The sequence below is a fragment of the Modestobacter altitudinis genome, assembly GCF_005930475.1.
GTDB classification, from domain to species: domain Bacteria; phylum Actinomycetota; class Actinomycetes; order Mycobacteriales; family Geodermatophilaceae; genus Modestobacter; species Modestobacter altitudinis.
The window spans coordinates 54,560-73,984 of record NZ_SJEW01000019.1 but is presented as its reverse complement, the minus strand read 5'-3'; the positions used below and the strand labels follow the sequence as shown (position 1 = coordinate 73,984).

Below are 19,425 nucleotides of genomic sequence, written 5' to 3'. Positions count from 1 at the left end.
GTCTCCGGGACCGGTGCCCCCGGGGTCTCGACCGTCGCCGAGCCGGTGCCCACGGTTCCCTCGTCGGCCTGTGCGGTGCCGACCCCGACGACCCACAGGCCGGCCAGGAGGGCGCCGAGGAGGAGGAGACGACGGACCCAGGACGCCGGTGAGGTGGTGTCGCGTCGGCCGGACGGGCAGCGCGCAGCAGCGGCAGACCGCTGCTCGGCGGTGCTCTCCACCACGCCCTCCGCACCCCGCCGAGGCTCCGACGGTGACCCCAGGTCATCGACCACCACCGCACGGGGGACCCCCGATGCGTTGAACGGCAGACTCTTATCTGCGGAGAGTCACAGGTCAACAGCTCGGCGGCCGGAGAGTGACCGGCGCGCGGGTCGCGCTACGTGGTGTGAACGAACGGGTCTGCTGCGTGAGCGAAACGGTGCCGTTCCGCAGTGTCGAGACGCTCGGGAGGGGTCAGGTCCGGCCGGCGCGCCGCTCGGCGAGGTTGCGCCCCCGCACGGTGCCGCGGTACTCGAAGAGCACCTCGCCGCGCGGGCCGTACATCTCCTCGGGGCCGGTCATGCTCATCGTCGTCCAGTCCGGCTCCTCGAGCCCGCGTTCGGCGGTGGACAGCCGGACGACCTCCTGCCGGAGCGCAGCGATGGCCCGTTCCCGGTGGGAGAAGGGCAACGCGACCGTCGCGCGGTAGGTGTACATGCCCGGATGGTCGGGATGCCGGGCCGGGCGCTGGACGGCGGGGGGTGCCGTCTCCCTCGAAGGGGTCGGTCTGCGGCTGGACGCAGGACGTCTGACGCTGTGTCACCACCCGCACGGCGTCGGTCGGCGTGAACGTGCTGGCCAGCGGACCGACTGAGGCCCCGGTCACACGATCGGGTGAAACGGGACTGGGGCGGTCGTGACTGTGGGTAGATGGCGTCTGCGGCAGTCCGCCGCGCCAGCCGAGAAGGGAACGTCATGACCCACAGCGCGGGGTACACCGGCCAGCAGGGCAACGCCCAGCAGAACCACGTCGGGAACGGCCTGGCCATCGCCGGCCTGGTCTGCGGCCTCGTCGGCCTGCTCTTCTTCCCGATCGTCCTCGGCCCGCTGGCGATCATCTTCGGTGGCATCGGTCTCTCCCGGGCCAACCGGGGCGCCGGCCACAAGGGCATGTCGATCGCGGCGATCGTCCTCGGCATCGCCGACCTCGTCGTCATGGTGGTCTACGCGGTCGCCCTCTCCAGCTGAGCGCGCCGCTCGTCCTCCCGAGGTCATGACCACGGCCACCGACGGGGCACCCCGGGCGCGTCCGCCGCTGATCGAGCGGACCGTGCTCGACGAGCAGATCCGCACCGCCCAGCAGACCGCACCGCAGGCCTGGGGCGTCCGCAGCTGGCTCGGCCCGCTGGTCGGCCTGGCGGCGCTGATCGTCGGCTCCGGCTTCGTCTCGGGCGCCCTGCCCGACCGGGGCACCGGCCGCACGATCGGCGTCGCCGCGCTCTCCATCGGTCTGGAGCTGGTGCTGCTGGCGGTGCTGGTCGCCTTCGGCCGGCCGCTCGCCGCGCGTGGTGGTGGGTGGCGGCAGACCCTCGGCCTGGACCGGGTGCGCCGGTCCGACTGGTTGCCGTGGATCACCGGCGTCGGGTTCGCCTACCTCGGGCGCACCGTGGTCAGCGTCATCGCCCTGGCCCTCACCGGCGGCAGGGCCCTGGCGGAGGCCAGCAACCTCACCGGCGGTGACGGCAGCGTCGTCTCGATCGTCGTCCTCGTCGTGGTCGCGGTTGTCCTGGCGCCGATCGCCGAGGAGCTGATGTTCCGCGGGCTGCTGCTGCGCAGCTTCATGCACCGGATGAGCTTCTGGCCGGCCGCGGGGTTGTCGACGTTCCTGTTCGGCGCCTTCCACGTCTACGAGGTCGACACCGTCGCCGGCGCCGTCACGCTGGCCTGCTCGGTCGGCGTGCTCGGGCTGGTGAACTGCCACCTGGTCCGGATCACCGGGCGGCTGACGCCGGGGATCATGGTGCACGCGACCTGCAACGCCCTGGCCGTCGCGGTCGTGCTGCTGCTCAGCTGACCGAGCGGTGCGCGGCCGACCCGGGGAGCCGGCCGCGCACCCGGTGCTCAGCGGTTGGTGCGGCCGAGGTCCACCGGCAGCTGGATGCCGGTCACGTGCCGCGCCTCGTTCGAGGCGAGCCAGGCGACGGCGGCGGCGATGTCGTCGGCCTGGCTGACCGGGTCGGGGAGCTGGCCCATGTACAGCGTGCTCAGCGCCGGGCTGGCGTCGGAGATCATCGGGAAGAGCTCCGGCACGGTCAGGCCGGTCTGCACGCCGTGCGGGTGCACCGTGTTCACCCGGATCCGGTGCTCGGCGAGCTCGTTGGCCAGCGTCTTGGCCAGCCCGGTCACCCCGTGCTTGGCGGCCACGTAGCCGGCGAGGTAGGGCAGCCCGCGCAGCCCGGCGACCGAGCTGGTGAAGACGATCGCGCCGCCGGTGCCCTGCTCGATCATGATCGGGATGGCCGCCTTGGCGGTGTGGAACGGCCCGTTCAGGTTGGTGTCGATCTGCTCGGCCCAGTGCGCCGCGTCGATCTCCCAGGCCCGCGCGGCGGTCGTCGTCCCGGCGTTGGCGATGACGACGTCCAATCGCCCCAGCTCGGCGACGCCGGCGTCGAGCGCCGCCTTGAGCGCGTCGTAGTCGCGGATGTCGGTCTGCGAGGCGACGATCCTGCGGTCCAGCGCCTCGACCAGGCGGACGGTCTCGGCGAGGTCCTCCGGCGTCGAGCCCGGGTACTGCGTCTCGGGCACCTGCGCGGCGATGTCGACGGCGATGACGTCCGCACCCTCGGCCGCCAGGCGCACGGCCTCGGCTCGTCCCTGGCCACGGGCAGCGCCGGTGATGAAGGCGACCTTGCCCTCGAACCGACGGGCGATGGGGTCGTGCGGGACGGGCGCTTCGGGGACCGGGGTGGTCATCGGGTTCTCCTCCAGGATCGGTGCGGCGGCTGCCGGCACCGACTCTGTCACCCACGTGGCAGTTTGTGCCACGACCGTCCGTCAGACCTCGACGTCACTCCCCATCGTCACCGTCGAGTCCGGCGGCAGCCCGAAGTAGGCGGCCGGGTTGGCCGCGGTGTGCGCCAGCCCGACGAACAGCGCCTTGCGCCAGCGCGCCATGCCGGGCGCCGACGTCCGGCGGATCGACCCGCGGGACAGGAAGTAGGACGCGTCGTCCAGGTCGGCGGTCGGCGGCTCGATCATCCCGGCCGCGTGCGCCTGGCGGAGCGCCGCCGGCAGGTCCGGCGGGTCGGCGAACCCGAGCGTCACGGACAGGTGCTGGATGCCGTCGTCCTCGTAGCCCAGGTCGTCCACGGCGAGCCGGTCCTCCGGTGGCACGTGCGGCACGTTGGCCGCGCCCATCGACACGATCACCACCGTCTCGTGCAGCACGTGGTTGTGCTGGGCGTTGGCCCGCAGCGCCAGCGGCACGGTCTCCTTGCTGGGGTGCGGGAACACCGCGACGCCGCGCACCCGGGGCTTGCCGTGGTGCCGGGCCTCCTCGACGAAGTCGGCGAGCGACCCCTCCATGGTCCGGCGGTTGGCGCTGACGATCTCCCGGCCGCGCCGCCAGGTGGTCATCACGGTGAAGACCAGGACGGCGATGAGCAGCGGCAGCCACCCGCCGTGCAGGACCTTCGACAGGTTGCCGGCGAGGAAGACCAGCTCGACCCCGCCGAACCCGACCGCGGCGAGGGCGAGCTTCCACGGCTGCCAGTGCCACAGCACCCGGGCGACGACGAGCAGCAGCAGGGTGTCCACGACGAGCGCGCCGGTGACCGAGACGCCGTAGGCGGTGGCGAGCCGCTCGGAGGAGCGGAAGCTGAGCATCAGCACGAGCACGCCGACGAAGAGGATCGCGTTGACCCCGGGCAGGTAGATCTGGCCGCTCTCCTCCTCCGAGGTCTGCCGCACGGTCAACGGCGGGAGCAGCCCGAGCTGCATCGCCTGCCGGGACAGCGAGAAGGCACCGGAGATGACCGCCTGGCTGGCGATCACCGTCGCCGCGGTGGCGAGGACGACCATCGGGATGCGCGACCAGTGCGGGTAGAGCAGGAAGAACGGGTTGGTGGCAGCACCGGGGTGGTGCAGGATCAGCGCCGCCTGGCCCAGGTAGTTGAGCACCAGCGCGGGGAAGACCAGGAAGAACCAGGCGCGCAGGATCGGCGTGCGACCGAAGTGCCCCATGTCCGCGTAGAGCGCCTCGGCACCGGTGATCACCAGGACGACGGCACCGAAGGCGACGAACGCGATGCCCGGGTGGTCGACGACGAACAGCAGGGCGTACGTCGGCGAGAGGCCCTTGAGCACCTCCGGGTGCGGCAGCACCTCGGCCAGTCCGCCCACCGCCAGGGCGGCGAGCCAGAGCGCGGTGACCGGGCCGAACAGCCGGCCGACCCGGCCGGTGCCGAAGCGCTGGGCGGCGAAGAGCAGGGTGAGGATGACGGCCGCGATGGGCAGGACGACGTGACTCAGGCTCGGCGCGGCGACCTCGAGTCCCTCGACTGCCGACAGCACGCTGATCGCCGGGGTGATGACCGAGTCCCCGTAGAAGAGCGAGACGCCGAGGACGCCGATGAGCAGCAACCACTTCGTCGGCCGTCCGCGGTCGGCGTAGAGCCGCCGGGCGAGCGCGGCCAGGGCCATGACGCCGCCCTCGCCGTCGTTGTCGGCGCGCATCACCACGCCGACGTACTTCACCGACACGATCAGCGTGACCGACCAGAACATCAGCGAGATGACGCCGTAGACGTCACCCGGGGTGGGTCGGACGGCCCCGTCGTCGATGGAGAAGACGGTCTGCAGGGCGTAGAGCGGGCTGGTGCCGATGTCGCCGAACACGATGCCCAGCGCGGCGAGGACCAGTCCGCGGCCGGCATGCGCGGCTCGCGACCGGTGCGGCGGCCGAGCGTCCTCCGCGGCCTCCGGCGTGGCGACGGACTCGGTCACGAGTCACTCCTTGGTTGCACGACGAACCAGTGTCGTCCCGCCGGCTGTGCGGCGCTCTTCCGGATCACCCCGCGGGTGGACACCCCGCCGTGGATCGCCGCTGGTCAGATCCGGAGGAGTGTTCCGATGAGGATCTCGGTGCCGTCGGGGCGGTAGGTGTGCCATCGGCCGCCGGGAACTCGTTCGATCCGGAAGCCGTGGTGGACCTTGGTGTGGTGCCGTTTGCACAGCAGCCCGGAGTTCTCCAGGCTGGTCTCCCCACCGAAGATCCAATGAGTCAGGTGGTGGACGTCGCACCAGTAGGTCGGGGCGCCGCAACCGGCGAACACGCAGTGCCCGTCCCGCAGCTCCACGGCCTTGCGCAGGCCTGGGGTGACCACCCGGTGGTCCCGGCCCAGGTCCAGCAGCACCCCGTCGGGGCCCATCACGATCCTCGACATGCTCGCGTCGCAGGCCAGCCAGCGGGCCCGGGCGGCGGAGATCTGCCCACCGAACCCGGTCCGGGCCGCACCCGGGCCGGTGGCGGGGTCGATCAGGTCGTCGATGTCGAGGTTGAGCACCACCTGCGGCTTCACCGTCCGCAGCTTCGGCAACCCACCGGAGGCCAGCGCGTTGTCACAGAGTTGGACGAGGGCATCGGCCAGCTGCTGGGCGCGGGTGCGGTCATCGCCTTGGGGCCGGTTGGCCTGCACCATCGACTCCAGCGCGGCCTCGAACTTCTCCCCGCTCACCGCGTCGAGCTCCCCGCGGATGGACCGGCGCCCATCGGCGTGCCGCGCCACCTGGACCTGGCGGCCCTCGGTGGGGTCCGGTTCGGTGCCATCGGGGTCCAGCGCCTCCCGGTAGTGGTGCACCACCTGGGCGAGCCGGTCATGGGCCTCACCGTGAGCGACGGCGACCAGCGCCCGGTCGATCGCGCCCAGGTCGACGTCCTGCTCGGCGGCCGCGGCCCGTTCGGCCTCCCCGGCGATCGGGGCGATCACCGCCACCTGCGAGGCGGTGAGGGTGCCGGCCGCGAACGCCGCCGCGGTGGCCGGCAGGTGCTCCAACGCCCGGCCTGAGCGCACCAGCCGCCCGGCCTCCCCCGCCGACAGGTGCCCGTGCCCACGCAGCCAGGACGGCATCGTCTTCTTCCCGTCGTGCTCCGCGGCGCCGGTGGCATCGGCGTGCCGGACGGTGCGGGTCAGCTCCGCAGTCGCCCGGTTGACCACCGTCATCAGCAGAGTCGCCCGGTCCAGCACCGCACCCGCGGGAAGGGCAAAAAGGTCCTCAGCGGCCAGGGCGTCCAATGCGGACTGCAACTCGCCCACCGGGCACCCCCTCCACGTCTTCGAACAAGCGTACGAATACTACCGCAGAGGCGACGCCTGGACAAGACGTATCCGCAGGTCAGAGGCTTGTCCACAGATTCCCGGAGCGGCTTGACAGCCCCCCGTGGACCGCCGCGCGGGGACCCCGGGCTCAGTCGCGTGAGAAGCGGTCGGGGCGGAAGGCATCGAGCAGTGGGTCGGGGACCCCGGTGACGATCTCCTCGGCGAGCAGCTCACCCGCGATCAGCCCGATGGTGGCGCCGCTGTGGGTGAAGGCGACGTGCAGGCCGCCCACCTCACAGACGGCACCGAGCACCGGGTACCCGTCGCCCGGGACGGGCTTCCGCCCCACGCCGCAGGAGGCGGCGGTCAGCGCGGGGTTGCCCGCGAGCACCGCCGACGCCTCCCGGAGCAGCCCCGCGACCGTGGAGTCCTGGACCTCGAACGTGCCGTCGCCCCGGCCGACGACCTCCTCTTCCGCCCAGCCCGCGTCGAGGACCACTCCTCCGCCGGGCGCCGGGCGGACCGCGACCCGCGGGGTGTTGAGCACGGCGCGCAGCCGGTGGTCGAGCGGTGGGGTGCGGACGAGCAGGGCGTTCGTCGTCCCGTCCGGGACGTCGACGCCGAGCTCGGCGAGGCTGCCCGGGACGGCGGCGCCGGTGGCGAGGACCACGACGTCGGCGGGGAGGACGTCGCCGCTGGCGGTGCGGACCCCGGCGACCCGGTCCCCGTCCCGGACCAGCGCGCACCGGCCCGCGTCGGTGCGCACCTCTCCCCCCGCGTCCACCAGGTCGTGCACGAGCTCGTCGACCAGCGACGGCAGGTCGACCCAGCCCTCGGCCGGGTTGAGCAGCGCGCCCTCGGCGGGCACAGCGGCCGGGTCGACGCCGGGCACCCGGCCGGCCACCTCCTCGCGGGCGAGCCACTCGGTCGGGTAGCCGATCGTGCGCTGCTGCTCGAAGGACTCCCGGACGCCCTCGCCCCAGCGCAGCCCGCCGTCGAACGCGATGGCCGCGCGGGCGTCGTCCCGCGCGGCGAAGGTGCGGTACCGGTCGAGGCCGAGCATCCGCAGCCGGTGGTACGCAGGCGGGTAGGAGCCGGCGGAGTTCAGCCAGGACAGCGACCGCCCCGACGCCCCGCTGGCCAGCCGACCGTCGGTGACCAGGGTGACGGCGGCCCCCCGGGCCGCGAGCTGCGCCGCGGTCGACGTCCCGAGCACTCCCCCACCGACGACGGCGACCCGTCGACCGTTCTGTCCCATGCCGCCCAGGTAGCCAGCCGCGCCGCGGGAGGAACACGACATGGCGCACGCCTCAGCGCGACGGGCCGCCGACCTCGGTCATCCCCACCGTCCGGATCAGGTCGAACCGCGACGCGTCCTCGGTGCCCGGTTCGGCCGTGTAGGCCACGATGCGCAGGTCGGTGCCGATGGCAGTGAGGACGTCACAGTCGAGCGTCACCTCACCGACGAGCGGGTGCACGAACGTCTTCGCCTGGAACCGGTGCTCGACGACGGTGCCCTCGGCCCACAGCTGCACGAAGCGCTCGTACGCCTGCAGCTCGGCGAGCACCGCCCGGACGGACGGGTCGTCCGGGTAGCGGATCAGCGCGGTCCGTAGGTCGGAGACGAGCGCACGCTCGTGCCGTTCGTGGTCCCCGGCGTCCCAGACGACCTGCGGGGCGGTGCCGGCGAACTGGGCGAGGACCAGGTTGAGGCCGGGCCGCATCTGGCCCAGCAGCGCCTCCCACGCCGCATTGGCGGTGAGCAGTGTCCAGTGCGCCGTCCAGACGCCGATCGCGACGTCCGGGAGGCGGGCGAGCAGCCGCTGCACGCTGCCGGGGATGTGCGTCGGGACGGCACTGGGCAGTGGGGCCGGCAGGCCGGCGGCGAGGTGGAGCTGGTCACGCTCCAGGTCCGAGAGCTGCAGCACCCGGGCGAGCGAGGCGACGACCTGCGCCGAGGGGCGCTCGGCCCGCCCCTGCTCCAGCCGGACGAGGTAGTCGACCGAGACGCCGGCCAGCAGGGCGACCTCCTCCCGGCGCAGGCCACTGGTGCGGCGGTTGCCGGCGGGGAAGCCGACCGCAGCAGGTCGTAGTCGCTCGCGCCACGCGCGCAGCAGCGCAGCGAAGTCCCCTCGATCAGCCATGCGCCCATCGTCGCCCACCGGCGGCGACGTGGGTGGTACTGCCGGTCATGCGGTCGAACGGGACCACCGGGTCCCGCCCGGACGGTGGAACCGTCCGGTGCATGACGACGACACTGATCTCCGGCGGCAACAAGAGCCTCGGCTTCGAGACGGCCCGGCGGCTGACGGAGGCCGGGCACCGGGTGGTCATCGGCGCCCGCGACCCCGAGCGCGGCCGGCGCGCGGCCGAGGAGCTGGGCGTGGAGTGGGTGCAGCTCGACGTGACCTCCGACGAGTCGGTGGCCACGGCCGCGAAGGAGGTGCGCGAGCGCTTCGGCGGGCTGGACGTGCTGGTCAACAACGCGGGCATCTCCGGCCACCTCGGCGGGGTCGAGGACGTCGACGGCCCGCGGATGGCGGAGGTGCTGGACACCAACACGGTCGGCATCGTCCGGATGACGCACGCCTTCCTGCCGCTGCTGCGGGAGTCGGCGGCACCGGTCGTCGTCAACGTGACCAGCGGGCTCGGCTCGTTCGCCGTGCGGTCCGACGAGACGCGGATCGAGCACTCGCTGCCGACGCTGGCGTACTCGGCGAGCAAGGCGGCGGTCAACATGCTCACCTCGGTGTACGCCCAGTTCCTCCCCGAGCTCCGGGTCAACACGGTGGACCCGGGCTACACGGCCACCGACTTCAACGGCCACTCCGGGCCGCAGACGGTCACCGAGGGCACCGACGCGATCGTGGCGATGGCGTCGATCGACGCGGACGGCCCGACCGGCACCTTCACCGACCGGCACGGCGCCGTCCGGTGGTGAGGTCGGTCGGCAGCCGGCCGTAGCCGGGCGCCGCCCACCAGGCGTGCTCGTAGCCGTGGGAGCGCTGCTGGGAGCTGTCACCCCTCGGGCCGCGACGAACCTCATTGCCCCGCCCGCCCCGGCGTGCTGCGCTGGACGACGCCCGGCTCGCCGCGGGGCCGAGGGGCCGAGGGGGAAGACGATGCCGGAGAAGCTGCCCGACCTACCGCGCCTGCTGCCGGCCGCCGATCCCGCGGATCGGGTGGCGGTCCAGCAGACGGCCTTCAGCCACGACGTGCTGGGGCGCTTCGTGTGCAACGACTGGGACGAGGTGGCCGCGGGTCTCGCGGACGGCGGGTTTCCCTTCGACGTCATAGTGGTCGGCGCGGGGATGTTCGGCGCCTACTGCGCGGAGAAGCTGTACCGGCTGGGCGCGGACGCCGGCCTGCGCATCCTAGTCCTGGACGCCGGGGCGATGCTGCTCCCGGTGCACGTCCAGAACCTGCCGCAACGCCTGGGCGGGTCGTTGGGTGGCCCCCGCCACCACCGGACCCGGGACGACGGCACGGGCCTGCAGAACGTGGTGTGGGGCCTGCCGTGGATCAGCAACGAACCCTCACCGGGGCTCGCCTACTGCCTCGGTGGGCGCTCCGTCTTCTGGGGAGGCTGGTCCCCTCGGCTCACCGAGACCGACCTCCAACACTGGCCGGCCGAGGTGCGGGAGCACCTGAGCGCTCCCGGTGGGTACGACCGCACCGAGATCGAGATCGGCACCGTGCCCACCTGTGACTACATGCTGGCCACGAGCTTCCACGACGACCTCCGAGCCGCTCTCCAGCAGGCCGTCCGGGACGTACCGGAGCTCCGGACGGTGGAGGAGGCACCGCTGGCCGTCGTCGGCTCCCCGCCGGCTTCCGGGCTCTTCGCCTACGACAAGTTCTCGTCGGTCCCCTTCCTCATCGACGCGGTCCGCAACGACGTCGCGGAGAACACCGGGCAGGGCGACGTCTCCCGGCGGCTGTTCGCGGTGCCACGCGCACGCGTGCTCCGCCTCCATCGCAGCGACGGGACCGTGACGGGTCTGGACGTGGCCCTGGAGGGACGCCCGGAACCGGTCCTGCTGCCGGTACCGGCCGGATCCGCGGTCGTCCTCGCCAACAGCACCATCGAGGCGACCCGGCTGGCACTGGACTCCTTGGGAGTCGGCGACCGGACGGCGAACCCCGGCTCGCCGCGACTGGGCAACCTGACGGTGCACCTGCGGAGCAACATCACCGTCCGGATCCGTCGGGCAGCCCTCGGACTGCCGCCCGGGCCACCCCCGGACGTCGAGACGACCGCGTTCCTCGTCCGCGGCCAGGGGTCCGGTGGTCGCCAGTTCCACCTGCAGCTCTCTGCCGCAGCCGTGGGGGGCATCGACCCGGAGCGCAACATGTGGCAGCAGGTCCCGGACATCGACACGCTCGCGCAGATCCGGGCGAACCAGGACCCGGACTGGATCACCATCGTGCTCCGGGGCATGGGCGAGATGGAGGGCGACCAGAGCGTCCCTCCCGACCCGACGAGGAGCTGGATCGACCTGAGCCCCGAGGTCGACGAGCACGGGCAGCGCCGGGCCTACGTCCACCTCACGACGACAGCGGCGGACGAGACGCTGTGGCAGGAGATGGACCAGGCCGCCTTCGACCTCGCCGCCACCCTGGCCGGGCCTCCGCCGCCGGTCGGCCAGCCGGCGGACCTGGAGTACCTGCAGAGCCGCAGCGGCCCGTTCGCCGCCTCGCGGCCACAGCCCTCGGTCACCGGGCGCAGTTGGTGGCAGGACGGCCTCGGGACCACCCACCACGAGGCCGGCACGCTCTCCATGGGCGCGCCGGGCGCGTCCGTCACCGACGCCCGAGGCCGCTTCCACGGTCTCTCGAACGCCCACGTCGTCGGCCCCGCGGTCTTCCCCGCGCTCGGCTCGGCCAACCCTGCCCTGACCGCCCTGGCACTCGCCCGGCGCACGGCTGAGCTCCTCGTGGAGGACCGCACCACGACGCCGCCGCCCGGCTTCGTCCCGCTGTCCCGGGACCCCGCCGACTGGGAGCTGGTGGGGCGTCCTGGCAGCTCCCCCACGATGTGGCGCCACGGTGCGCTGCTGGAGACCGAGGACGGGTACGGCCTCTACTACTACGTCAAGGAGGAGTTCGCCGACGCCTCCTTCTGGATCGAGTGGCGCGCGCTGGCCTCCGGCCACAACTCCGGGGTCTACGTCCGCACACCCGGACCGGCAGGGCCGGACCCGCTGGAGCAGGCAGACCAGCAGGGGCACGAGATCCAGATCGACGATCTCGCAGCGGGCACCCCACCTGGCCAGGCCGTCCACGCCACCGGGGCCGTGTACGGACTGCAGGCCGCGACCGGATCCCCGACCAACCCGCCGGGGCAGTGGAACACGTACCTCATCGAGACCTCGGGACCCCGGATCGAGGTCACCCTCAACGGGAAGCCGATCAACGACTACACCAGTGCCAGGCGGCAGCACGGGTTCCTCGCGCTCCAGGTCCACGGGCGGCCCAGCAGGATCCAGTTCCGCAACCTGCACGTGAGACGCGGCTGACCGGCCACCCGGACCACACCCACATCGACGCCCTCTCCCGCGACCAGGCCACGGTGGGGCCGGCCTGGCGCCTCGTCCACGCCAGTGGCCACCAGGAACGACGAAGGCCGCTCCCCCGGAGGGAGAAGGGCCTGGTCGCAAGGGTGGAGCTGAGGGGACTCGAACCCTGATGCAGAGGTGGGTGGAGGGGTCCGCGCCCGCGTGCGGTCGTCGATGGACGACACGGCCGGGCGATCAGGACGGATGAGCCCGCAGTCAGGTGATCTCGGCGCGGCAGTGGATCATCTCGGGTCGCCCTCCTCGCCAGCTTCGGCGAGGTCGTGGGCGAGGTCGCGAGGGGCACGCAGCACGTGCGACGCGTGCACGAGGCGACGGGGCCGTGGTGACCGCCAAGGTCGTCCTCATGCTCACTGCTGCGGACTCCGCCGGGCGACTTGCGGAGCCGCTCTCCTGATCAGCCCCACCGTCGGGGTCAACCCGGCGGTGGGGAACCCAAGCGGCTGCGCCTACGACTGCCCTCCATCGCCCGCTTCGCTGCCACTGGCCGACGCACCTCTGCTGCACCTCGCCCAACCCGCCCCGTCCACCGGTCTCGCCCTCGACGGCCTCCGACGGCTCGATGCCCTGGCCGTTCCCGGCTGCACACGGCAACACCGACCCGACGACCCTCGCAGCACCCGGGCCCGTGGAGCCCGGCGACCAGCCCGACGACACGGGGCCATCTGTCACACCCGAACGCGACCTCCGTGCTGATGCCTGTTGCCTACGACGGTAGATCCTCTAGGGCCAGCCGCGGAGTTCTCGTTTCGCGGGGAGAGTCCATTGAGGTCCACGTCAGCCCGAATTGTGGCCAATGCGATGGCTCTGCCCCCGACTTCGCTGGATCCCGCTTTGCCAGCGAAGGCAAGGGCACATGCGTGCCGCCAGCCGACCATTGCGCGAATACGCCTGACAACATAGTTGTGAAAGCAGCAGAGCGATCAGACTGATGAGCTGTCATCTGCTAGAATCGGCCCATGCGGGCAGGCGCAGATCATGACTTCGCGGGTCTCCTGATCGACGACTTCTACAGGCCGATCATCCCTCATCCGGCGCCCGACGTCACCGACCAGGGTGACCCGTATCTGCTGACCGTCCCTCGGTCGTCTGCCAGCAGTTACTCCTACTACCTCTACCATACGGACGTTTCCCACGAGGGTGACCGGATCGCCGTCTATGGCAGCCACGACCTGCGGCAGTTCCAGTACCTCGGAAAGGCACTGCATGCGGATGCACCGATGAGCGAGCATTGGGCTCCTTGCGTGGTGTACGACGCATCGGCCAGGCGATACAACATGTTCTACTCACGGAGCACACCCCACCAGTCGAATGCAGACATCGGGCAGCGGCTGCGCCGGGCGGTTGCCGACAGACCTGAAGGGCCATTCATCGACCAGGGCGAGATGCCCCTGGAGCTGGAGACGGACTTCGCCATCGATGCGGACGTCTACCGAAGACACGATCAGCAATCCGGTCGCCCAGCACACTTCCTCGCATACGTCGTGGAATTCTGGAGCGAAACACGCGTCGGCGTGGGGATCGTCGAGGTGGAGCTGAGCTCTGACCTCGCTCGGCCCGTGTCAGCTCCGCGCGTCCTGGTCAAACCCAGTTTGGACGTGCAGATGTATGAGCGCTACCGCTCGATGCCCTGGCAGATCGGCAAGCGGGACTGGGCCGGCGGAGAAACGGTCGACTGGCACTGCATCGAGGCGCCCATCGGTGGACTGGTGTCTCCGGCCGGCAGGCCCTATTACCTGAACAGTTACGGCAGCTACAAGGATGAATCATATGCTGTTGGTGCGATCCGCGAAGAGGCGGATGGCAGTTTGACGGATCTAGCAGTGCAAGGTCATGCCGTGCTGAGAAGTGGCATGCTGCCGGGCGTCTCGAGTGCCGGGCATCCATCACTGGTGACGCCCAACCTACTGGTCTCGCACGGACGGTTCAGTCCTGATGGTGAGCGGCAGGCCTTCTTCGTGCCTCTGCTCTGGGACGACGAAGATCGTCCATTCTGCCCGAATCGGGATCAGCTCGCACACATGCTCCAGTAGCAGGAGCGTTCACGGAGCCTCTTCCCCGACGCCGTGAGGTCACCGTCATGGGTGCCGTAGGGGCGAGCACCGTCCTGCATCGATCGAAGCCGATTGTTCGACACCAGGAAGTACTGCAGGATCTGGACGCTGCGGCGCGGGTTCTCGCGACCTGCGCGGGGCGTTGGATCGGGTCCCGGATGCGCTCGCCGAGCTCGCCCCGTACGCTGCTGGTCGGAGAACCCCGGCTCGCCCTGGAGGCGCTACATCCCGTGGACTGCGCCGACCGGGCTGTGCTCTCGAACCTGGGCCAGGCATGGGACCTGGCGGAGGGGTTCCCGCCATGAGCAAGTCAGGGTGGTCGTCGACACCTCCCAGCTCTGGTGAGATCCGGACGTCTGGCCCCCGATCGAGCGGGCCGGGTCGCGCATCGCGTCCTTCCAGGTCCGGCGACCGGATTCTGCCGTTCCGAGCCGACGTCCTCGCGGCCCGCGGCTACCTGGGCGACGGCAGCATCGACTTCCCGCCATTCGTCACGGCTGTCGACGAGGCCGGACACCGGGGCAACACCGAGGTCGAGATGTTCATCGCCAACGTATGGGCCTCCCCGGGGGGCGGACGCCCTCGCCTCGGTCGTGCTGCGCTTCCTCGACGTGGTCGTTCCCGACAACGCTCCGACATGAGCACCCTCCGGTCGCTCCGAAGCGATCTGCGTTCCACCTGGGAGACCCCGGCCACACCAGCTAGGACCAACCCGGCCTCGTTCGGCCGCTGAGGGAGGACACGTCATGGCTGCCATCACCTACGACCACGCGACCGTGCAGTACGCCGGGGCCGAACGGCCCTCGGTGAACGCGCTGAGCCTCGACATCGCCGACGGCGAGTTCCTCGTCCTGGTCGGCCCGTCCGGCAGCGGGAAGTCCACGGCGCTGCGGGCCCTGGCTGGCCTGGAGGGCGTCAGCGAGGGCACCATCCGCATCGGGGAGCGCGACGTCACGAACCTCGCACCCAAGGAACGGGACATCGCGATGGTGTTCCAGAACTACGCGCTCTACCCGCACATGACCGTCGCGGACAACATGGGTTTTGCGTTGAAGATCGCCGGGATGAAGCGGGACGAGATCCGCAGACAGGTCGAGGATGCCGCGAAGATCCTCGACCTGGAGCCCTACCTGGACCGCAAGCCCAAGGCCCTGTCCGGTGGTCAGCGGCAGCGCGTGGCGATGGGCCGGGCGATCGTCCGCAACCCGCAGGCGTTCCTGATGGACGAGCCGCTGTCCAACCTCGACGCGAAGCTCCGGGTGCAGACCCGCACCGAGATCGCGTCCCTGCAGCGCCGGCTCGCCGTCACCACGGTCTACGTCACCCACGACCAGGTCGAGGCCATGACCATGGGCGACCGGGTGGCCGTGCTCAAGGACGGCTACCTGCAGCAGGTGGACACGCCCCGCAACCTCTATGACAAGCCGGACAACATCTTCGTCGCGGGTTTCATCGGCTCGCCGGCGATGAACCTGGTGGACATCGACCTCGACCAGGACGGCGCCGTGCTGGGCAACTACACCTTTCCGCTGCCACGGCAGACCATGGCCGCCCTGGCGGCGGACAACTGCACGACCGCGACGCTGGGCTTCCGGCCGGAGTCGGTGCGGCTGGTCGGCGAGGGCGAGGGCTTTCCGTTCGAGGTCGTCGTCGTAGAGGAGCTCGGCTCGGACGCCTACGCCTACGGGACGATGCGCACCTCCCGCTCCAAGGAGGGCGACAAGCTCCTGACGCTGCGGGTCGACGCCCGCCGCCCGCCCATGAAGGGCGAGACCGTCCACATCCAGATCAATCCGGACGAGGCCTACGTCTTCTCCTCCGAGTCCGGTCGCCGGGTCTCCGGCGATGTTGCCAGCGTCGCCCGAGCCTGACGCCGTGCCTGTGCAGCCTCACAGTGAGGGCTCTTGTGATGGCCCGCGCGGGTTCGGCGCGATCCCTGGACGCCGGCGGAGCGGCACGACCCCATCTGTCGGGCTGGACCAACACCCTGCCTCGACGCCTCAAGCCGTGCGGCGATCATGCTTCCCAGCTTGGACGGAGTGGCAGGGGCAGAACTCAGCCGCGAGGTGACCGTAGCTCCACGACGGTGACCTCGTCGGGCCCCGATCCGCGTGGGGGCTCCGACAGCCGGTGCCGCGGGCCCTGTCGATCTCGGTGACGGCTCCTCCACGATCACCCGGCGGCGCAGCACGAAGCGGTATGAGAAGAGCCCCGGCTCCGCGATGGCCTCCCGCGGGGCCGTCCCGAGAAGGACGTCCCAGGCTGCTACTTGATGCCGGTGTTGGCGACCCCTTGGGCGATCTGGCGCTGCAGGACCAGGAAGACGGCGAGCAGGGGCAGGATGCCGAGGACGGCGGAGGCCATGGTCTCGGCATATTGGATCGCGGAACCGCCGACCAGGCTGCTGAGCCCCACAGGAATGGTCTGTGACTTGGTCTGAGTGAGGACCAGCAGCGGCCACAGGAAGGCATTCCAGCTGGTGATGAACGTGAGGATCGCGACCGCGGAGATCGCCGGCCGGGACAGCGGCATGGCGACCTGGGAGTAGACCCGCCACCAGCTGGCACCGTCGAGCCGGGCGGCCTCGACCAGGGAGACCGGGATGGCCTTGATGAACGAGTGGAAGACGAAGACAGCGACGGGGAGAGCGATCGACGGCAGGATGACCGCCCAGTACGTGCCCAGCAGGTTGAGTGCCCGGAACTCCAGGAACTGCGGCAGGACGAGCGCTTCGACGGGCACCATGAGACCGGCCAGGATCAGCCCGAACACGGCGTACCTCCCGCGGAAGTCGAGGTGGACGAGGGCGAACGCGGCCATCGAGCAGACCACCACGGTGAAGATGACCGTCAAGGTGGAGATGACGAAGCTGTTGACGTACCACCAGCCGAGCGGGCTGGAGTTCCACGCAGAGGCGTACGCGTCGAAGTTCCAGTTGCTGGACCAAGGCGTCGTGGGGTTCGCCGCGATCTCCTCGTTGGGCCGCAGTGACGTGATCACCGCCCACACGAAGGGGATCAACCAGATGAGCGCGAAGAGCGTCACGCACGTGGCGGCAAGCCGGTTGAACGCCTTCCCTGTCTCTTCGGTGCCGCCTCGGCGGCGTGCGGGCTTGGTGTCAGCCGCAGGCGCGGCCACGCTGGTCGCCATTGCTCGGGCTCCCCTCAGGCGTTCGCGGAGTTGCTGCGCCGCCGGATCAGGAACCACGCGGCGGAGATGAGGACCAAGATCACGAAGTAGACCATCGTCGCGGCGGCCGCGTAGCCGCCTCGGTAGGCACCGAACCCGGTGTCGAAGATGTACTGGATGACCGGACGCGTCGAGTACGCCGGGCCGCCGGCCAACAGGATGTAGATCTGGTCGAACACCTTCAGGGACGAGAGGACCTGCAGGACCAGCACGAGGCCCAGGGTCGGGCGCAACAGCGGGATGGTGATGTGCCGGATCTGCTGCCACGGCCCTGCGCCGTCGATCGTCGCTGCCTCGTAGACCTCCTCCGAGATCTCCTGGATGGCCGCGGTGTAGAGGATGAAGTTGAAGCCGAACGTCCACCACACCGTGAGCAGCACCACGGCGAACCAGGCTCCGGAGGTGGAGCCGAAGAAGTCCGGGGCGGTCAGCCCGACCCAGCTGAAGGCGTTGGTGATCAATCCGGTCTCGGGCGTGTACATGAAGGCGAAGATGAGGCACACCGCGGCGGAGGGCACGACGTACGGAGCGAAGAAGGCGAGCCGGAAGAACCACTGGTTGCGGGCGATGCGGGAGGCGAGAACGGCGAACAGCATCGGCAGCAGCACCAGGAACGGGGTGGTCAGCAGCGTGAAGAGCACCGAGTGCCACATCGAGGCCCAGAAGTCCCCGTTGGACAAGACGTCGGCGTAGTTGGAGAACCCCACCCAGTCGCCCACGCCGGCTCGCACCGTGGTCGTGTTGAACAAGCTGATCACCAGCCCGACGAGCACGGGACCGATGAGGAAGGCGATGTAGAAGGCCAGGAAGGGCGTGGCGAACAGCCACCCTGCCCTGTTCTCACCGCGCGGGGGCCCGCTCGCGGTGATCGACCGTTCCTTGATGTCCGTCCCGGTCACGGGCGCGGGAAGGGTAGTGGCGGTCATGTCGGTCTCCGTACTACACGGGGGGCCGGGCGGTCGAGAAGGTCTTCAAGCTGGTGGTCATCGCGTCGACGCCCGCCTTGGGGTCGGTGCCCCCGGTGAGGACGCTGGCGATGACCGAGCCCATGGCGGTCTGGAAGTCCGAGCCCGCCCCGGTGTACCAACCCGGCGGGTCGTAGACCGCGTTGAAAGCCGCTTCGGTGTAGTTGCTCTGCGGCTTGAGCTCGAGGAACTCCTGGCTCTCCTGCACCGGTAGCCAGGCGGGGATGTGGCCGCCGTCCGCCCAGATCAGACTCTGGTCCAGCAGACCCTTGACGAAATCCACAGAATCGGCGCTTCGCGTCGCCGAGCGCCCCGGGCTCGTCGGGATGACCAGAGCGTGCGAATCGGCGTAGGCGACCGGCTCGGGGCCGAGGAGCGCCGGGAAGGGCACGACGTTGAGCTCGAGGCCCTTGATCTCGCGGTACGTCGGGATCTGCCACACGCCGTCGAACAGGAAGCCGACCCTGCCCTGGCTGAAGAGAGTGGTAGTCGTCGTGGCCGTGGCGTTGGCCGGCATCAACTTCTGCCCCTGGGTGAGGTTCTGCATGAAGGCGAACGTCTCCTCCATGGCACTGCGGTCGATGGTGACCTTGGTGCCGAGTTCGGAGACGATCGGTCCGGCCAGGCCGGAGTAGATCATCAGGAAGAAGCGCCAGCAGGTCGATGGGTCCGCCGTGATCGTCGCGACCGCCGCGAAGTCCGATCCGTTCGCGTCCTTCATCGCCTGGAGGGCGGCCACGAAGTCGTCGCTGTTCTTCATGGGCTTGAGGTTCTCGCCCGTCGCGTCGAGCAGCCCGGCCTTCGCCGCCAACGCGGTGTTGTAGAAGAGCACGAACGGATGGGTGTCGATCGGCACCGCGTACGTGGTGCCGTCCACCGTGGCCTTGTCCCAGGCGGCCGGGGTGAACTTGTCCTGGGTGACCCCCACCGCGCGGAACTGGTCCGCGACGGGCGTGAGCAGGTCTGCCTGCGCCAGGAGGGGCACCCGGGACAAGTGCGCGACGGTCACGTCGGGGGGGCGACCGCTCGACGTCGACAGCGCCAGCTTCGTGTAGAACGGATTGCCCCAAGAGAGCAGCGTGGACTCGACCGACTGGCCGGATGACTTCTGGTAGTCCCGGACCATCGTCCCCATGTTCTCGCCGTCACCACCACCGAAGAGGTGCCAGAAGATGACGTCGGCCGTCTTCGGTTGCGCCCCGGTGAAGCTGGTGGCGATCGGTGACCCGCACCCCGACAGCGCGACGGCGAGAGAGACACTGCCACCGGCGGCGAGGAACTGGCGGCGCGAGATCTGAGTCATGAGAGGTACGCCCAGTCGTAGCCCGATGAGCCGATCCTG

At 70.6% G+C, this 19,425-nt stretch carries 16 protein-coding genes; 6 read left to right on the top strand and 10 right to left on the bottom strand.

The window, feature by feature from the left end; translation table 11 throughout:
* Together FHL79_RS25505 and FHL79_RS09685 are read right to left on the bottom strand one after the other, a co-directional pair.
* Positions 1-221: hypothetical protein (locus FHL79_RS25505; protein ID WP_218938407.1), on the bottom strand; the 221-nt coding region annotated here is incomplete at its 3' end.
* A gap of 235 nt (positions 222-456) precedes the next feature.
* Positions 457-699: a hypothetical protein gene (locus tag FHL79_RS09685; RefSeq protein WP_138758394.1), complete on the bottom strand. Its 243-nt coding sequence runs from the start codon at positions 697-699 to the stop codon at positions 457-459.
* 258 nt (positions 700-957) lie between these two features.
* Between FHL79_RS09685 and FHL79_RS09680 the strand changes: the two genes are divergently transcribed.
* Both FHL79_RS09680 and FHL79_RS09675 read left to right on the top strand, forming a co-directional pair.
* On the top strand, positions 958-1,230 hold the full coding sequence (locus tag FHL79_RS09680) for a DUF4190 domain-containing protein (RefSeq protein WP_138758393.1): 273 nt from the start codon (positions 958-960) through the stop codon (positions 1,228-1,230).
* Positions 1,231-1,255: 25 nt separating this feature from the next.
* Complete coding sequence (locus tag FHL79_RS09675; RefSeq protein WP_138758392.1) at positions 1,256-2,056, top strand: CPBP family intramembrane glutamic endopeptidase; 801 nt, start codon at positions 1,256-1,258, stop codon at positions 2,054-2,056.
* A 47-nt stretch (positions 2,057-2,103) separates the two neighbouring features.
* Here the strand turns inward: FHL79_RS09675 and FHL79_RS09670 are convergent, their stop codons facing one another.
* From FHL79_RS09670 to FHL79_RS09650, 5 genes are all read right to left on the bottom strand, one after another.
* On the bottom strand, positions 2,104-2,955 hold the full coding sequence (locus FHL79_RS09670) for a mycofactocin-coupled SDR family oxidoreductase (RefSeq protein ID WP_138758391.1): 852 nt from the start codon (positions 2,953-2,955) through the stop codon (positions 2,104-2,106).
* An 81-nt stretch (positions 2,956-3,036) separates the two neighbouring features.
* Positions 3,037-4,986, bottom strand: coding sequence for a potassium transporter Kup (locus FHL79_RS09665; RefSeq protein ID WP_138758390.1), 1,950 nt, complete (start codon positions 4,984-4,986; stop codon positions 3,037-3,039).
* A 104-nt stretch (positions 4,987-5,090) separates the two neighbouring features.
* A complete protein-coding gene (locus tag FHL79_RS09660; protein WP_138758389.1) occupies positions 5,091-6,296 on the bottom strand; it encodes an HNH endonuclease signature motif containing protein in 1,206 nt (401 codons plus the stop codon).
* 151 nt (positions 6,297-6,447) lie between these two features.
* Positions 6,448-7,557, bottom strand: coding sequence for an NAD(P)/FAD-dependent oxidoreductase (locus tag FHL79_RS09655; RefSeq protein WP_138758388.1), 1,110 nt, complete (start codon positions 7,555-7,557; stop codon positions 6,448-6,450).
* 52 nt (positions 7,558-7,609) lie between these two features.
* On the bottom strand, positions 7,610-8,443 hold the full coding sequence (locus FHL79_RS09650) for a helix-turn-helix transcriptional regulator (RefSeq protein WP_138758387.1): 834 nt from the start codon (positions 8,441-8,443) through the stop codon (positions 7,610-7,612).
* Positions 8,444-8,544: 101 nt separating this feature from the next.
* On the opposite strand from FHL79_RS09650, the gene FHL79_RS09645 reads away from it, so the two are divergent.
* The 4 genes from FHL79_RS09645 (at position 8,545) to FHL79_RS09630 (ending at position 15,800) form a co-directional block, all read left to right on the top strand.
* Positions 8,545-9,240, top strand: coding sequence for an SDR family NAD(P)-dependent oxidoreductase (locus FHL79_RS09645; protein ID WP_138758386.1), 696 nt, complete (start codon positions 8,545-8,547; stop codon positions 9,238-9,240).
* A 181-nt stretch (positions 9,241-9,421) separates the two neighbouring features.
* Positions 9,422-11,818 (top strand): 3-keto-alpha-glucoside-1,2-lyase-like domain-containing protein, encoded by a 2,397-nt coding sequence (locus tag FHL79_RS09640; RefSeq protein WP_138758385.1) that lies wholly within the window; start codon positions 9,422-9,424, stop codon positions 11,816-11,818.
* A 1,016-nt stretch (positions 11,819-12,834) separates the two neighbouring features.
* On the top strand, positions 12,835-13,908 hold the full coding sequence (locus tag FHL79_RS09635) for a family 43 glycosylhydrolase (protein WP_138758384.1): 1,074 nt from the start codon (positions 12,835-12,837) through the stop codon (positions 13,906-13,908).
* Between the two features lie 767 nt (positions 13,909-14,675).
* Complete coding sequence (locus tag FHL79_RS09630) at positions 14,676-15,800, top strand: ABC transporter ATP-binding protein (protein ID WP_138758383.1); 1,125 nt, start codon at positions 14,676-14,678, stop codon at positions 15,798-15,800.
* A gap of 394 nt (positions 15,801-16,194) precedes the next feature.
* Here the strand turns inward: FHL79_RS09630 and FHL79_RS09625 are convergent, their stop codons facing one another.
* The 3 genes from FHL79_RS09625 to FHL79_RS09615 form a co-directional block, all read right to left on the bottom strand.
* Positions 16,195-16,974 carry a carbohydrate ABC transporter permease gene (locus FHL79_RS09625; RefSeq protein ID WP_218938406.1) on the bottom strand — a complete coding sequence of 260 codons (780 nt, stop codon included), beginning with the start codon at positions 16,972-16,974 and terminating at the stop codon, positions 16,195-16,197.
* Between the two features lie 119 nt (positions 16,975-17,093).
* Positions 17,094-18,017 carry a carbohydrate ABC transporter permease gene (locus FHL79_RS09620; RefSeq protein WP_218938405.1) on the bottom strand — a complete coding sequence of 308 codons (924 nt, stop codon included), beginning with the start codon at positions 18,015-18,017 and terminating at the stop codon, positions 17,094-17,096.
* A gap of 40 nt (positions 18,018-18,057) precedes the next feature.
* Positions 18,058-19,386 (bottom strand): substrate-binding domain-containing protein, encoded by a 1,329-nt coding sequence (locus tag FHL79_RS09615; protein WP_218938404.1) that lies wholly within the window; start codon positions 19,384-19,386, stop codon positions 18,058-18,060.
* Positions 19,387-19,425 lie beyond the last annotated feature (39 nt).

Excerpts from the sequence above, each read along its gene's own strand:
- FHL79_RS09680 (WP_138758393.1), top strand. The coding sequence starts at position 958 with ATGACCCACAGCGCGGGGTACACCGGCCAGCAGGGCAACGCCCAGCAG.
- FHL79_RS09685 (WP_138758394.1), bottom strand. The coding sequence starts at position 699 with ATGTACACCTACCGCGCGACGGTCGCGTTGCCCTTCTCCCACCGGGAA.
- FHL79_RS09640 (WP_138758385.1), top strand. The coding sequence starts at position 9,422 with ATGCCGGAGAAGCTGCCCGACCTACCGCGCCTGCTGCCGGCCGCCGAT.
- FHL79_RS09645 (WP_138758386.1), top strand. The coding sequence starts at position 8,545 with ATGACGACGACACTGATCTCCGGCGGCAACAAGAGCCTCGGCTTCGAG.
- FHL79_RS09670 (WP_138758391.1), bottom strand. The coding sequence starts at position 2,955 with ATGACCACCCCGGTCCCCGAAGCGCCCGTCCCGCACGACCCCATCGCC.
- FHL79_RS09630 (WP_138758383.1), top strand. The coding sequence starts at position 14,676 with ATGGCTGCCATCACCTACGACCACGCGACCGTGCAGTACGCCGGGGCC.
- FHL79_RS09650 (WP_138758387.1), bottom strand. The coding sequence starts at position 8,443 with ATGGCTGATCGAGGGGACTTCGCTGCGCTGCTGCGCGCGTGGCGCGAG.
- FHL79_RS09615 (WP_218938404.1), bottom strand. The coding sequence starts at position 19,386 with ATGACTCAGATCTCGCGCCGCCAGTTCCTCGCCGCCGGTGGCAGTGTC.
- FHL79_RS09675 (WP_138758392.1), top strand. The coding sequence starts at position 1,256 with ATGACCACGGCCACCGACGGGGCACCCCGGGCGCGTCCGCCGCTGATC.
- FHL79_RS09635 (WP_138758384.1), top strand. The coding sequence starts at position 12,835 with ATGCGGGCAGGCGCAGATCATGACTTCGCGGGTCTCCTGATCGACGAC.
- FHL79_RS09655 (WP_138758388.1), bottom strand. The coding sequence starts at position 7,557 with ATGGGACAGAACGGTCGACGGGTCGCCGTCGTCGGTGGGGGAGTGCTC.